We start from the raw sequence: 15,232 nt of genomic DNA, 5'->3' as shown, positions 1-15,232 counted from the left end.
ATAGGCGTAGATCATATCATAAATGAGGAGGAATATCGTGTCATTATTAGATAAAACGAGGAAGTTAAATAAGATATTGCAAAAATCAGGAACAGAACCAGTAGTTTTTGATGATATTTGTAATCTACTAAGCAATGTATTGGAATGTAATGTGTATATTGTTAGTAGAAGAGGTAAAATATTAGGTTATACACTATCAGGTGGATATGAATGTGATATCGTGAAAGACGAGATTATTAAAAATATGAGATTCCCAGAAAATTATAATAATAATTTGCTTAATATTAATGAGACTAAAGAAAATCTTACCAATAAAGCTTTTTGCGTACTAGAAGATAGTAAGGAGTGCACAGTAGATAATAAAATAACCACAATTGTACCAATAAACGGAAATAGAGAAAGATTAGGTACACTTTTATTAGCAAGATTTGATAAGGATTTTACAGATGATGATTTAGTATTAGTAGAATATAGCGCTACAATAGTTGGTCTTGAAATATTGAGAGCTAAAAATGATATAATAGAAGAAGAAGCAAGAAAAAAAGCCGTGGTACAACTTTCTATTGGAACACTATCGTACTCAGAACTCGAAGCTGTACAACATATTTTCAATGAATTAGACGGTCCTGAAGGATTGCTTGTGGCCTCTAAAATAGCAGATAAAGTTGGAATAACAAGATCTGTTATAGTTAATGCGCTTAGAAAATTTGAAAGTGCAGGAGTAATAGAATCAAGGTCCCTTGGGATGAAGGGTACACATATTAAAATACTTAATGATAAACTAATTGATGAACTTAATAAAATAAAATAAATTTAAGGCAGGGCGATATTGCTTTGCCTTTTTTTTATTTCATTTCAATTAAAATTGTTGTTGAATACATTAATATCTTGTGATATACTACATACGTACTAAAATACACACATTGCTTAATTGTTGAAGGGTTCCTATATTTGGACTTCAATAAGATGATTGTAATGGAGGTAAAAAACAGGGAGGTTATTATTAATGGCAGTTATATCAATGAAACAATTATTAGAAGCAGGTGTACATTTCGGACATCAAACTAGAAGATGGAATCCTAAAATGGCTCCTTACATATTTACAGAAAGAAACGGTATTTATATTATCGATTTACAAAAGACAGTTAGAAAAATTGATGATGCATATGATTTCGTTAAATCTGTATCTGAAGAAGGTAAAGATATTTTATTTGTAGGTACAAAAAAACAAGCTCAGGAAGCTATTAAATTTGAAGCTGTAAGAGCAGGTATGCATTTTGTAAACAATAGATGGTTAGGCGGAATGTTAACAAACTTTAAAACAATTAAAACAAGAATACAAAGATTAGAGCAATTATTTAAAATGGAGGAAGATGGAGTTTTTGAAGTTCTTCCCAAAAAAGAAGTAAGTAAGCTTATGCATGAAAGAGAAAAATTAGAAATTAATTTAGGTGGAATAAGAAGCATGGATGCAAACAAAATTGGAGCTCTATTTATTGTAGATCCTAGGAAAGAAAAAAATGCGATTTCCGAAGCTAAAGCTCTTGGAATCCCAGTAGTTGCAATAGTTGATACAAACTGTGATCCAGATGAAATTGATTATGTAATTCCAGGTAATGATGATGCTATACGAGCAGTTAAATTAATAACTGAAAGATTAGCTGATGCTATAATAGAAGGAAGACAAGGCGAGCAATTAGCTGAATAATAGTAATTAGGCTTAATAGATAAGAAAATTTTTGATATAACATTTGAGGGGTAGGTGGGAGTTAATGCTTTCATTTACCTTTTAAATTAGATAGGAATAGGAGGAAATAATAATGATTAGTGCAAGCATGGTTAAAGAGTTAAGAGAAAGAACCGGAGCTGGAATGATGGATTGTAAAAGAGCTCTAATAGAAACAGATGGTGATATTGATAAAGCCATTGAACTTTTAAGAGAAAAAGGGCTGGCTGCTGCTGCTAAAAAGGCTGGAAGAATAGCTTCAGAAGGAGTAGTATGTACGCATATTTCAGAAGATATGAAGACAGGATCTGTTGTAGAAGTTAATTGTGAAACAGACTTCGTTTCTGCTAATGAAGACTTTGTTGGTTTAGCTAAAAACGTTGCTTTGCAAGCTGTGCAAACTACTTCAACTACTATTGATGAGTTTACTTCTGAAGGATACATAGCTAATAAAGAGATTACGATTACGGCTGCTGTTACGGAATTAATATCAAAACTTGGTGAAAACATGTCTGTAAGAAGATTTGAAAAGTTCTCCATTGAAAATGGTGTAGTTCAAAGTTATATCCATGGTGGTGGAAGAATTGGTGTTCTTGTTGAACTTGCCTGCGATAAAAAAGATGATGTGTTAATTAAGATTGCTAAAGATATTGCAATGCAAATCGCAGCTGCGAGTCCGCTATTCTTGGATAATACGTGTGTCGATAATGAAACTTTAGATAAAGAAAAAGAAATATACAGAGTTCAAGCACTTAACGAAGGAAAACCAGAAAAGATAGTTGAAAAAATGGTTGAAGGTAGAGTAAATAAATATTACAAAGAAGTTTGTCTACTTGAACAAATTTGGGTTAAAAATGCTGACTATACTATTACAAAACTTCTTCAAGAAGAATCCAAGAAACTTGGTGCTGACATAAAAGTAACAAGATTTGTAAGATTTGAAAGAGGAGAAGGTATAGAGAAGAAAGTAGAAAACTTTGCTGAAGAAGTTGCAAGACAAGTGCAGGGTAAATAACAATTAAAGGGGACACTGCGTGTTCTCTTTTTTAAAATAAGTAATACTTTAATTTGGAGGGGTAATATTCATGGAAGTTGCTAAATATAAAAGAATTATGTTGAAGATTTCTGGAGAAGCATTAGCTGGCACGCAAGGATTTGGAATAGACTTTGACACTACAAATGAGATAGCACTTCAGATAAAAGAATTAGTAAAGCTTGGTGTTGAAATAGGAATAGTTGTTGGTGCCGGAAATATATGGCGTGGTAGAAGCGGTAAAGGTATGGATAGGACTACTGCAGATTATATGGGAATGATGGCAACTTGTATTAATGCATTAGCACTTCAAGATTCGTTAGAAAATGTGGATGTAAAGACTAGGGTGCAAACTGCTATTGAGATGAAGGAAATAGCCGAACCATTTATAAGAAGGAAGGCTATGAGACATTTGGAAAAAGGTAGAGTAGTTATATTTGCAGCTGGTACAGGTAATCCTTATTTTTCAACAGATACAGCGGCGGCACTTAGGGCGGCAGAAATAGAAGCTGAAGTTATATTACTAGCTAAAAAAGTTGATGGAGTTTATGATAAGGATCCTCATGTGTACAATGATGCAGTGAAGTATGATACATTAAGTTATCTTAATGTACTTGAAAAAGGGCTTCAGGTTATGGATTCTACGGCTACATCATTATGTATGGACAATAATATACCTATACTGGTTTTTGGACTTGACAAACCAGAAAATATAAAAAGAGCGATTTTGGGAGAGAAGATTGGTACTTTAGTATCTGCTTCTATCAAAGAATAAGTATAATGTGGAGGGAATTCTATGATTAATAAAATTATTAGTATTGCTGATGAAAAAATGAATAAAACTATTAGTGTTTTAAAATATGAGTTTGGAAGCTTAAAAGCTGGAAGAGCAAATCCTTCAATGCTAGATAGAATACACGTTGAATGTTATGGAAGCTTCATGCCTATAAGTCAGTTAGCAAACGTTTCAGCACCAGAACCTAGAGTGTTAATGATTCAGGCTTGGGACAAAGCATCCATGAAAGATATAGAAAAAGCTATACTGAAATCTGATTTAGGATTAAATCCTTCGAATGATGGATTGGTAATTAGGCTTATCATTCCCGAACTGACAGAAGAGACAAGAAAAACACTTCTTAAAATTGTGAAGAAAACAGCAGAAGATGCCAAAGTAGCTATAAGATCTATAAGGCGAGATGCTAATGATAAAATTAAGTCGCTTAAAAAAAATAGCGAAATTACTGAAGATGAAGCTAAAAAAGCTGAAGATACAATTCAAAAGGAAACAGACAAGTTCATTAAAGAAGTGGATAAGTTAACAGATATCAAAGAAAAAGATATAATGAAAGTTTAACATATAATTTTAAATAGAACCTGCATAATTGCAGGTTCTATTTAAAATTATACTATAACTAATAAAAGGGAGAGAATTTTATTGAAAAATTTATTCGCTTTTTTTAAAAAAGATAAAAATATAAGTGAAAACAATATCCATAATTTGGATTTAGATATGTCTAAAATACCTGTACATATTGCAATTATAATGGATGGAAATGGTAGATGGGCGAGGAAACGTAAATTGCCAAGAGCATTCGGGCATAGAGCTGGAGTGGAATCGATAAGAAGAATCGTGAAGGAATGTAACAAACTTGGAGTAAAGTATTTAACATTATATGCATTTTCTACAGAAAATTGGAATAGACCACTACCAGAAGTAGACTCTTTAATGAACTTACTAGTAGAGTATTTAAAAAACGAGTTGGAGGAATTAAATAGTAATGAAGTTGTTATTAATTCCATTGGGAACATATCAAAATTACCAGCGGTATGTAAAGTAGAATTAGATCGCGCTTACGCAAAAACAAAAAACAATAAGGGCTTGGTTTTAAATCTAGCTTTGAATTATGGTGGAAGAAATGAAATTGTAGATGCTGTAAAAGAAATTTCTTTGGATTTAGTGAGTAAAAAAATATCTCGAGATGAAATAACTGAAGATTTGTTCTCGAAATATATGTATATGAAAGAAATGCCAGATCCGGACCTTATAATAAGGCCTAGTGGAGAATTAAGATTAAGTAATTTTTTATTGTGGCAAAGTGCATACTCAGAACTTTGGTTTTCAGACATTAATTGGCCGGATTTTCATGAGGAACAGTTGAAGCTTGCAATATCGGACTATCAAAAAAGAGATAGACGGTTTGGAAAGGTTAAATAGGGGAGAAAATATGAATAAAAGATATATAGGAGCACTTATTCTAGCACCGTTAATAATATTTTTATTTTTAGGTGGAGACTATTTGAAGTACCTTGTAATGTTACTTTCACTTTTCGGTATGTATGAATTGTATAAAGTTTCTAGAAAAAAACACTATAAACCAATTGGACTAATAGGATATATTTTATGTATAGTATATTATGTGAATATGGGTAATGATTTTTCATCTAGCCTCAATGTATACATTTTAATAGCTACAATTTTCTTATTATTATGTATACCTATATTTCATACAAATTATAATTTTGTGGATATTGCTCTCACTATTTTTGGATTTTTATATGTGGCAGTATTTTTCAGTTTTATTGTGTTTATTAATAACAAAACCTACGGTGGATATTTAGTATGGATTATATTTATCTGTTCATGGGGTTGTGATACGGCTGCTTATTATTCTGGAAGAATTTTGGGTAAAGGTGGCAAGCATAAGTTATGTCCAAAAGTTAGTCCGAATAAAACAATTGAAGGAGCAATAGGTGGGTTACTTGGAAGTGCTGTAGGATGTACAATTTATGGTTATGTTATTTCACAATATGGTGTGCCTATAGAGCTATATCACTATTTTGTAATTGGAATTGTTTGTGGTATTTTCGGACAGTTTGGAGATTTAATTGCGTCGTCTATAAAAAGATTTGTAGGGGCTAAAGATTACAGTAATCTTATACCAGGACACGGTGGGATTTTAGATCGGTTTGATAGTATTTTATTTGTTTCAGTAGTAGCATTTTATTATATTACATTTGTACTGAAAATATAAATGATAAAATTAGAAACATAAATAAAATTTTATGGTATATAATATAAAATATAGATTTTAGGAACGGAGAGATTTGTATGAAGAAGGTTACTATTTTGGGGGTTACTGGGTCCATAGGGGGCCAAACCCTTGATGTTATTCGGAATGATATTGATAATTTTGAAATTATAGGAATTTCTGCTAATGTGAGCATTGAAAAAATCATACATATTATAGAGGAATTTGAACCTAGATATGTTGCCATGATGGACGAGAAAGCTTCATTAAAACTTAAAAAATATTGCAGGGAGAAGGAGTATTTAACGGAAGTTTTGCAGGGTCTAGAAGGTTTAAATTATATAAGTACTTTGCCTGAAGTGGATATTGTAGTAACCGCTGTTGTAGGGATGATAGGACTTGTTCCAACTATGAAAGCTATAAGTGCTGGAAAAGATATTGCCTTAGCTAATAAAGAAACTTTAGTGGTAGCTGGTGGACTTGTAATGGATGCTGCTAAGAAAAACCATGTTAATATTCTGCCAGTTGATTCTGAACATGGTGCGATTTTTCAGTGTCTACAGGGGAACAGATTAGATACAGTTAGCAAAATAGTGTTAACCGCTTCAGGGGGGCCTTTTAGAGGTAAGACTAGAGAGCAATTAATAGATATAAAACCTGAAGAGGCGCTTAAACATCCTAAGTGGGAAATGGGTAAAAAAATATCGATTGATTCTTCTACACTTATGAATAAGGGACTAGAGGTCATAGAGGCACACTGGTTATTTGGAGCTGATTACGAGAACATTCAAGTAGTAGTTCATCCTCAAAGCGTAATACATTCTATGGTAGAATACAAAGATGGAAGTGTAATGGCACAACTGAGTTCTACTGACATGAGACTTCCTATCCAATATGCTATAAACTATCCTGAAAGAAAGAATTCTGTTATTGATAAATTAGATTTTTATAATATGGGTAGCTTGACTTTTGAAAAACCGGATATGGATACTTTCAAATGTCTTAAATTAGCCTATAAAGCTGGCAAAATGGGTGGGAATATGCCTGCTATTTTGAATGCTGCTAATGAAGTGGCTGTTGAATTGTTTTTAGATTATAAAATTAAATATCTTGGAATAGAATATATTATAGAAAATTGCATGGATAGATTTGAACATAGCGGTAACCCAGATTTAGAAGAGATTCTAGAAATTGACTTAAAGGTAAGAAAATACGTTGAAAATAATTATGGTGAAATGTAGGGAGGTAAATTATTATGAGTAGCTTTATAGGGAATATACCGTATATTATTATGGCTTTATTAGCATTTAGTCTTTTGATTATAATACATGAATTAGGACATTTTATGCTAGCTAAACTAAATGGAGTAAAAGTACATGAATTTTCACTGGGAATGGGGCCTAAACTTTTTGGTATTAAAGGAAAAGAAACAGAGTATTTAATCAAAGCATTTCCTATTGGTGGGTATGTTAAAATGGATGGTGAAAACGAGGAAAGTAATGATCCGAGATCTTTCAGCAGTAAAACTCCATGGCAAAAACTAAGCATAGTATCTGCCGGCGCAATTATGAATATAATATTAGCATTTGTTTTATTTGCAATTGTAGGTGCTTCAGTAGGAAATATATTACCTACAGTTGGAAAATTAGTCCCTAATAGTCCAGCTATGCATGCTGGACTAAAAGTTGGAGACGAAATTACTAAGGTTAATAAAGTTAATATAGAAAAATGGGACCAATTTGTAAATGAAATTTCTGCTGCTAAAGGTGAGAGTGCGACTATTGAAATAGTCAGAAATTCAAAATTAGAAAAATTTACTGTTACCCCTATTATGAATGAGAAAGAAAATAGATTCATGATAGGAATCGCTGGTCTTAAAAAGAATCTGAATTTCGGTGAAGCTGTAGGTTATGGATTTAATCAAACTATTAGTACATCAAAACTAATTTATGGATTTTTGGGTAACTTATTTCAGGGTCAAGTTTCTGCTGATGATGTGGGAGGGCCTATAAGCATAATAAGAATGTCAACAATGGTAGCGCAAGCTGGAATAATAAATTTAATGATGTTCACAGCAATGTTGAGTGTGCAACTAGGAATAATCAACATATTGCCTTTCCCGGCTTTGGACGGAGGATGGATTTTCATGCTGTTATTTGAAATAATATCTGGTAAAAAACTAGATGAGAAGAAAGTCAATGCGGTAAATTATGTAGGATTTATGCTATTAATGGCGCTAATGGTATTTATAGTAATTAAGGATATAGTGAGACCACTGAAATTCTAGGAGATGATCGCATTGAGGATTAAAGAAACCAGGAAGATTAAAATTGGTGAAATTTATATAGGCGGCGATTCCAAGGTAGCTGTTCAGTCAATGACTAGCACAGATACAAGAGATGTGGAAGCTACGGTAAATCAAATTCTGCAGCTGGAAAAAGTGGGCTGCGATATAGTACGGTGTGCAGTGCCCGACATGATAGCAGCTGAAGCTATTAAAGATATAGTTAAAAGAATTCACATCCCCTTAGTGGCAGATATTCATTTTGATTATAGGTTAGCTTTAAAATCCATAGAAAATGGAATAGCCAAATTAAGAATTAATCCAGGTAATATTGGGAGTGTTGATAAGATAAAATTAGTTGCAATGGCTGCTAAAGAAAAAGGTATTCCCATTAGAATCGGTGTTAATTCAGGATCACTAGAAAGTGATATTCTTGAAAAGTATGGTCATGTATGTGCGCAGGCACTTGTAGAAAGTGCGTTAAGACATGTTGAAATATTAGAAAGATTAGATTTTTATGATATAGTTATTTCTATTAAATCTTCGGATGTTGTTATGATGATAGAAAGTTACAAATTAATATCAGATAGTGTAGATTATCCACTACATCTTGGTGTTACTGAGGCCGGAACTACATGGCGAGGAACTATAAAATCAAGTGTAGGTATTGGAGCGCTTTTAGCCTCTGGCATTGGAGATACTATTAGAGTATCATTAACTGGGGATGTAATAGACGAGGTTAAGGTTGGGATAGAAATTTTAAAATCCTTAGGTTATAGGGATGAGGGAATTAAATTCGTATCATGCCCGACATGTGGAAGAACTCAAATTAACCTTATTAAAATCGCGAGTGAAGTAGAAAAAAGATTAGAAGGTTCCGATAAGAATATAAAGGTTGCAATAATGGGATGCGTAGTTAATGGGCCAGGTGAGGCAAGGGAAGCTGATATTGGAATAGCAGGTGGAGTTGGAGTTGGCCTCATATTTAAAAAAGGTAAAATAATTAAAACTGTTAACGAAGAAGATTTAGTGGAAGAGCTTATACGTGAGATAGATAAACTTTAGACGTCCTATCAGGAGGTATACTAATGAATGTAAGTTTAGCTGAAATGCTGAAAAATGATTTTGATTTAAATGAAGAAACATTAGTAGATGATATTAAGGTACTTAGGGTTCAATACCTTAAAAAGAGTAATAGATTAAGAGTGATAATCAAATCTTTTGAGGATATAGATGATAATAAAAATCTACTAATCAAAAATATTATAAAAAAAAGGTTATGTAGTTTTCAAGATATACAACTAATTTGTTATAAAGATGTGTCAAATGCCACGATAGAAGATGTAAAAGATAAATTTTGGTCAGATGTAGTAAGTGTAATTGCTACGTCAGAGCCAGCAAGTAGGGATAGTTTATTAAAATCTTCTAGAATAATTGAGAATGGTATACTGAAAATTCAATGTGGTAATGATTTTATGTGCAAAATTTTAAGAGATAAGAATATAGAGGTTCTTCTAAAAACTACTATAAATGATATGTTTGGAGTTAATTCAACCGTTAAACTAGAACATAATAGTGAGCTTTCTAAAGGTGACTATTTTGTTAAAAAAGAAAAAGAAAATGAAACTATAATAAATGATATTATTAAAAACATAAGTACTGAAAAGAAAGATAAACCTAAAAGCAATAGCCAAAGTAGCGGCAATTATAAAGATAATGCTAGTGGTAACAAATGGAACAAGGGGCAAACTTATAAAAAAAATGAGCCTGCTGATGAAAACACTATAATGGGAAGAAATATAAATAATAGTGAGAGTATAGCAATAAAAGATATAAATGAAGCTTCAGGAATAGTATGTGCATCTGGTGATGTTTTCAAGGTGAATATATTAGAAACTAGAACCGGAAGAATAATCATAACATTTTTTATTACAGATTATGAGAGTTCAATTGCAGTAAAATGTTTTCCAAAGCCTAAAGATGTAGAAAAGATAATGGAAGAAGTAAAAGTTGGGCTTTTCTGCAAGCTGCGTGGAGAAGCTAGTTATGATACTTATGCTAAAGAAGTTGTTGTAATGGTTAGAGATATAATTAAACTAAAGAAAATAGAAAGAATGGATACAGCGCAGGAAAAAAGAATTGAACTTCATTTGCACACTCAAATGAGCGCAATGGATGGAATAAGCCCAGCATCTAAACTTGTTGAAAGAGCTGCTAAATGGGGCCACTCTGCAGTAGCAATAACTGACCATGGTGTGGTGCAAGCTTTTCCGGAAGCTATGGATGCTGCTAAAAAATATAACATTAAGATTTTATATGGCGTAGAGGGATATTTAGTAGATGACGGTGTTCCAATTGTTATTAATAATAAAAATGAAAATTTAGATGATCGTTTTGTGGTATTTGATATAGAAACTACTGGGTTATCTAGTGAAAATGACAGAATAACTGAAATTGGTGCAGTTAAGATTGAAAATGGAAAAATGGTAGATAGATTTAATGTATTTGTAAATCCGAGAATGGACATACCTTATAAGATTACAGAATTAACGGGTATTACAAATGATATGGTAGAATTCGCTGACTCTATAGAAGAAGTACTTCCTAAGTTTTTAGAGTTCATTAAAGAGAGTGTGGTGGTAGCACATAATGCTGCTTTTGATACAGCTTTTATTAAGAGAAATTGTCAAAGGCTCAATTTAAAGTTTAATAATGCAATTATGGATACAATTCCATTAGCAAAATTTTTGCTCCCAGACCTTAAACGATTTAAGCTGAGCACCGTTGCGAAACATTTAGGTATCTCACTTGAGAATCACCATAGAGCAGTGGATGATGCAAAAGCCACCGCGGAAATATTGTTACATTGTTTTGGTTTACTCAAAGAAAGAAATATTTTAGATCTAAATACTTTAAATAATGAATTTCTTGGAGATTTTAATATAAAAAAAGCTAATTCTTATCATGTAATTATTTTGGTTAAAAACTTAGTAGGACTTAAAAATCTATACAAGCTTATTTCAATTTCCAATTTGGACTATTTTCATAGAAGACCTAGACTTCCTAAAACGCTAATAGATCAGTATAGGGATGGTCTTATAATAGGTTCAGCTTGTGAAGCAGGACAAGTATATAAGGAAGTACTTCAAGGAAAATCAGAAGAAGATCTTAGAGATGTTGTGAAGTTTTATGATTACTTAGAAATACAACCACTGCTAAACAATAAATTCATGATTAAAAACGGAACAGTAAAAGATGAAAATGAATTAATGGATATTAATAAAAAAATATGCGATTTAGGAGAAAAATACAATCTACCTGTAGTTGCTACAGGTGATGTGCATTTTTTAGAACCAACTGATGAAGTTTATAGAAGAATTTTAATGGCTGGCAAAGGATTTTCAGATGCAGATGACCAACCGCCACTGTATTTTAAAACCACTAATGAGATGTTAAAAGAATTTTCATATTTAGGAGAAAAAAAATGCAAAGAAGTGGTGATTTATAATCCAAACAAAATTGCTGAAATGATAGAAGTCATAAAACCAATACCGGATGGAACATTCCCTCCTAAAATAGAAGGTGCAGAAGAGGAAATTCGCCAAATGACCTTGGATAAAGTTCATTCTATGTATGGAGAGACACTACCTGAGGTAGTACAAAAAAGATTGGATAAGGAATTAAATTCTATTATAAATAATGGATATGCTGTACTTTATCTAATAGCAGCAAAACTTGTAGCCAAATCTCTTGCTGATGGATATTTGGTAGGATCAAGAGGATCGGTTGGATCTTCTTTTGTAGCTACTATGTCTAATATAACAGAAGTAAATGGCCTTCCGCCTCATTATGTATGTCCGGTCTGTAAAAATAGTGAGTTTTTTTTAGATGGGTCCATTGGATCTGGCGCTGATTTACCTGACAAAGATTGTCCAGTTTGTGGTGCACTATATATAAAGGATGGCTATGATATACCCTTTGAAACTTTCTTAGGATTTGAAGGAGACAAAGAACCGGATATAGATTTAAATTTCTCAGGAGATAATCAAGCTGACATACATAAGTATACAGAGGTTCTATTTGGAAAAGGGTATACTTTTAAGGCGGGAACAATTGGAACAATTGCTGACAAAACGGCTTATGGATATGTAAAAAAGTATTTAAGTGGAAAAGATATTATGGTTCCACAGGCTGAAATAGAACGTCTGGTGTCAGGATGTACTGGTGTTAAAAGGACTTCAGGACAACATCCAGGTGGGATAATGGTTGTGCCAAGTGACAATGAGATATATAATTTTTGTCCAGTACAACACCCCGCAGATGATCCAAATTCTGATATTATTACGACACATTTTGATTATCACTCAATAAGTGGTAGGTTACTAAAACTTGATATACTAGGGCATGACGATCCTACAATGATTAAGATGCTTCAAGATTTGACAGGGGTAGACCCCAAAACTATACCGCTCTCAGATCCTGAAGTTATAAGTTTATTTACATCACCAAAGGCGTTAGGCTTAACGGTTAAAGAACTTAGTTGTGAAGTAGGGAGTTATGGACTTCCAGAATTTGGTACAAAATTTGTAAGGCAGATGCTTTTAGATACGCAGCCTAGATCTTTTGCAGATTTGGTCCGGATTTCAGGATTATCTCATGGTACTGATGTATGGATTAACAATGCACAATACTATATTAAAGAAGGATTTACCACACTTAGTGAATGTATATCTACAAGAGATGATATAATGATGTATCTAATACAGAAAGATATTGAGCCTAAGACTGCTTTTACTATAATGGAGAAAGTAAGAAAAGGTAAGGGTCTAACGGAAGATGATGAAAAGGTAATGAGGGAACATGATGTTCCAGATTGGTATATTGGTTCATGTAAAAAGATAAAGTATATGTTTCCTAAAGGACATGCTGTAGCTTATGTAATGATGGCAGTTAGAATAGCATATCATAAGGTTTATTATCCTAAGGAATACTATGCTACTTATTATACAGTTAGAGCAGATGATTTTGATGCGAATTTGATCGTAAAAGGAGAGGCTACTATAAGAGCTAAAATTGATGAATTATTAGCTTTGGGTAATGATATAGCAGTGAAAGAAAAGGGACTTCTTACAACGCTTGAGATATCTTATGAAATGTTTAAAAGAGGGATAAAATTATTAAGTGCAGATGTTTATAAATCTGAAGCGGTTAAGTTTATAATTGAAGGAGATTCAATAAGACCTCCATTAAGCGCACTTGAGGGTGTAGGAGAAAATGCTGCTAAAAGCATAGTTTTATTAAGAGAGCAAGGTGAGTTTATATCGAAAGAAGATTTGAGAATTCGTTGCAAAGTCTCGAAAACAGTTATTGAAACATTGGCTAATCACGGTTGTTTAAAAGGGCTTCCTGAGACGAATCAGCTGTCGTTTTTTTAGTTAAGTCGAATTAACTCTTGAAATAACAATATTTTTATGATAGACTAATATATAGTAGTTATCTGTGATAATTTTATTACAAGAGAGTAGGCCGGTCCTACTCTCTATTTATTGAAACGCAACTCATGGTTGCGTTTTAATTATAATATTATGGTTGTGTATACTAATAGATGTGGAAAATAAGAATAAAAGGAGGGTGTTAAAATGAAAAATGATACCTTGTTACAAAAACTTAGAGGAATGATTGGGCCAATAGTAGAAAAAAATGACTGTGAATTATATCATTTAGAATATGTAAAAGAAAAAGGACAAAATTTCCTCCGAATTTATATAGATAATTCTAATGGGATATCACTAGAAAATTGTGAGAAAGTAAGTAGAGCAACAAGTGAGCTATTAGATATAGAAGATCCAATAGCTGATGGTTATTGTTTAGAAGTCTCTTCACCAGGAATTGAGAGGATTTTATATAATGACATTCATCTAGAAAAATACGTAGGTCAGAATGTACTAGTTACTTTAACCAGCCTATATGAGGGTAAAAAAAAGCTTGAAGGTGGTTTAATAGGTTTTTCTGATGTGCAAATAGAAATTCAATATGATGGGAATAATATATCTGTTCAAAAAGATAATATTTCCACTGTATGTTTGAAACCAGTGCTGTAAGGAGGAAGTTAAAATGAATCAAGATTTTATTGAAGCATTGAGAGAAATTGTAGACCAAAAAGGAATTAGCGAGGAAATGCTTTTTGAAACTATCGAAGACGCATTAGTTGCAGCGTATAAGAAAAATTATGCTACATTATCTAATGCTAGCCAGAATGTAAAAGTGTCAATGAACAGAGAAACAGGTGAAATACATGTTTATGGTCAAAAATTAGTTGTAGAAGATGTACTTGAGGAAGTTAATGAATTGTCACTTGAGGAAGCTAAAGAATATAGTCCTAGATACCAAATTGGGGATACTGTTGATATTGAAGTTACTCCAAGGAAATTTGGAAGAATAGCGGCGCAATCTGCAAAACAAGTAGTTATTCAAAGAATAAAAGAGGCTGAAAGAAATATCATCTATAATGAATTTATAACCAAAGAGTTTGATATTATTACAGGAAGTGTTATTAGAAAAGATAGAGGAAATGTGTTTATAGATTTAGGTAAAATTGAAGCTGTTCTTGGTGCGACTGAACAAATGCCGGGTGAGGAATATAATTTCAATGAAAAATTGAAACTATATATTGTTGAGGTTAAAAATACTACAAAAGGTGCTCAAGTTGGTGTATCAAGAACTCATCCAGGCCTTGTTAAACGATTATTTGAATTAGAGGTGCCAGAGGTTTTTGGTGGAATTGTTGAAATAAAAAGTATTTCAAGGGAAGCAGGATCCAGAACTAAAATTGCAGTATATTCAAATGACGAAAATGTTGATGCTATGGGAGCTTGTGTTGGTCCCAAAGGTACTCGGGTTCAAAATATAGTCAATGAATTAAGAAATGAAAAAATTGATATTATTAAATGGAGCAAGAGTTCTGAAGAGTATATTTCTAATGCCTTAAGTCCTGCGAAGGTATTAAATGTTGTAGTTGAAGAAAATTCTAAATCTGCAAAGGTCATAGTTGAAGATAATCAGTTATCCTTAGCAATTGGTAAAGAAGGCCAAAACGTTAGATTAGCTGCAAGACTCACAGGTTGGAAAATAGACATTAAAAGTAGAACACAAGCACAATA

Annotated in this window: 13 protein-coding genes; all 13 read left to right on the top strand. The window is 32.5% G+C overall.

Annotated elements, in window-relative coordinates; genetic code table 11:
- Positions 1-34 precede the first annotated feature (34 nt).
- Positions 35-811: a GTP-sensing pleiotropic transcriptional regulator CodY gene (gene codY / locus ACJAX4_RS08065; RefSeq protein ID WP_435788957.1), complete on the top strand. Its 777-nt coding sequence runs from the start codon at positions 35-37 to the stop codon at positions 809-811.
- Between the two features lie 195 nt (positions 812-1,006).
- Positions 1,007-1,708, top strand: a complete 702-nt coding sequence (rpsB, locus tag ACJAX4_RS08060) for a 30S ribosomal protein S2 (protein ID WP_435788946.1) — start codon at positions 1,007-1,009, stop codon at positions 1,706-1,708.
- A 112-nt stretch (positions 1,709-1,820) separates the two neighbouring features.
- Positions 1,821-2,741, top strand: coding sequence for a translation elongation factor Ts (gene tsf, locus ACJAX4_RS08055; protein ID WP_435788945.1), 921 nt, complete (start codon positions 1,821-1,823; stop codon positions 2,739-2,741).
- A gap of 70 nt (positions 2,742-2,811) precedes the next feature.
- Entirely contained in the window at positions 2,812-3,534 is a 723-nt protein-coding gene (gene pyrH, locus ACJAX4_RS08050) for a UMP kinase (protein WP_435788944.1), read from the top strand.
- 21 nt (positions 3,535-3,555) lie between these two features.
- Entirely contained in the window at positions 3,556-4,113 is a 558-nt protein-coding gene (gene frr / locus ACJAX4_RS08045) for a ribosome recycling factor (protein ID WP_435788943.1), read from the top strand.
- A gap of 81 nt (positions 4,114-4,194) precedes the next feature.
- Complete coding sequence (locus ACJAX4_RS08040; RefSeq protein WP_435788942.1) at positions 4,195-4,974, top strand: isoprenyl transferase; 780 nt, start codon at positions 4,195-4,197, stop codon at positions 4,972-4,974.
- Between the two features lie 10 nt (positions 4,975-4,984).
- On the top strand, positions 4,985-5,791 hold the full coding sequence (locus ACJAX4_RS08035; RefSeq protein ID WP_435788941.1) for a phosphatidate cytidylyltransferase: 807 nt from the start codon (positions 4,985-4,987) through the stop codon (positions 5,789-5,791).
- Positions 5,792-5,868: 77 nt separating this feature from the next.
- Positions 5,869-7,029, top strand: coding sequence for a 1-deoxy-D-xylulose-5-phosphate reductoisomerase (gene dxr, locus ACJAX4_RS08030; RefSeq protein WP_435788940.1), 1,161 nt, complete (start codon positions 5,869-5,871; stop codon positions 7,027-7,029).
- A 14-nt stretch (positions 7,030-7,043) separates the two neighbouring features.
- Complete coding sequence (gene rseP, locus ACJAX4_RS08025) at positions 7,044-8,075, top strand: RIP metalloprotease RseP (protein ID WP_435788939.1); 1,032 nt, start codon at positions 7,044-7,046, stop codon at positions 8,073-8,075.
- 12 nt (positions 8,076-8,087) lie between these two features.
- Positions 8,088-9,137: a flavodoxin-dependent (E)-4-hydroxy-3-methylbut-2-enyl-diphosphate synthase gene (gene ispG / locus ACJAX4_RS08020; protein ID WP_435788938.1), complete on the top strand. Its 1,050-nt coding sequence runs from the start codon at positions 8,088-8,090 to the stop codon at positions 9,135-9,137.
- Between the two features lie 23 nt (positions 9,138-9,160).
- Positions 9,161-13,507 carry a PolC-type DNA polymerase III gene (locus ACJAX4_RS08015; RefSeq protein ID WP_435788937.1) on the top strand — a complete coding sequence of 1,449 codons (4,347 nt, stop codon included), beginning with the start codon at positions 9,161-9,163 and terminating at the stop codon, positions 13,505-13,507.
- Positions 13,508-13,711: 204 nt separating this feature from the next.
- Positions 13,712-14,173 (top strand): ribosome maturation factor RimP, encoded by a 462-nt coding sequence (rimP, locus tag ACJAX4_RS08010; RefSeq protein ID WP_435788936.1) that lies wholly within the window; start codon positions 13,712-13,714, stop codon positions 14,171-14,173.
- A 13-nt stretch (positions 14,174-14,186) separates the two neighbouring features.
- A partial coding sequence (gene nusA / locus ACJAX4_RS08005; protein WP_435788935.1) for a transcription termination factor NusA occupies positions 14,187-15,232 on the top strand: 1,046 nt, incomplete at its 3' end.

Origin of the sequence: Clostridium sp. (assembly GCF_051278035.1) — a bacterium.
Taxonomy (GTDB): domain Bacteria; phylum Bacillota; class Clostridia; order Clostridiales; family Clostridiaceae; genus Clostridium_AD.
The sequence above is the reverse complement of the archived record's forward strand: the minus strand, read 5'-3'. Positions and strand labels throughout refer to the sequence as shown.

What these genes read in the sequence shown, in the direction of transcription:
- rpsB (WP_435788946.1), top strand. Translation starts at nt 1,007, where the DNA reads ATGGCAGTTATATCAATGAAACAATTATTAGAAGCAGGTGTACATTTC.
- tsf (WP_435788945.1), top strand. Translation starts at nt 1,821, where the DNA reads ATGATTAGTGCAAGCATGGTTAAAGAGTTAAGAGAAAGAACCGGAGCT.
- pyrH (WP_435788944.1), top strand. Translation starts at nt 2,812, where the DNA reads ATGGAAGTTGCTAAATATAAAAGAATTATGTTGAAGATTTCTGGAGAA.
- frr (WP_435788943.1), top strand. Translation starts at nt 3,556, where the DNA reads ATGATTAATAAAATTATTAGTATTGCTGATGAAAAAATGAATAAAACT.
- ACJAX4_RS08035 (WP_435788941.1), top strand. Translation starts at nt 4,985, where the DNA reads ATGAATAAAAGATATATAGGAGCACTTATTCTAGCACCGTTAATAATA.
- dxr (WP_435788940.1), top strand. Translation starts at nt 5,869, where the DNA reads ATGAAGAAGGTTACTATTTTGGGGGTTACTGGGTCCATAGGGGGCCAA.
- rseP (WP_435788939.1), top strand. Translation starts at nt 7,044, where the DNA reads ATGAGTAGCTTTATAGGGAATATACCGTATATTATTATGGCTTTATTA.
- ACJAX4_RS08015 (WP_435788937.1), top strand. Translation starts at nt 9,161, where the DNA reads ATGAATGTAAGTTTAGCTGAAATGCTGAAAAATGATTTTGATTTAAAT.
- rimP (WP_435788936.1), top strand. Translation starts at nt 13,712, where the DNA reads ATGAAAAATGATACCTTGTTACAAAAACTTAGAGGAATGATTGGGCCA.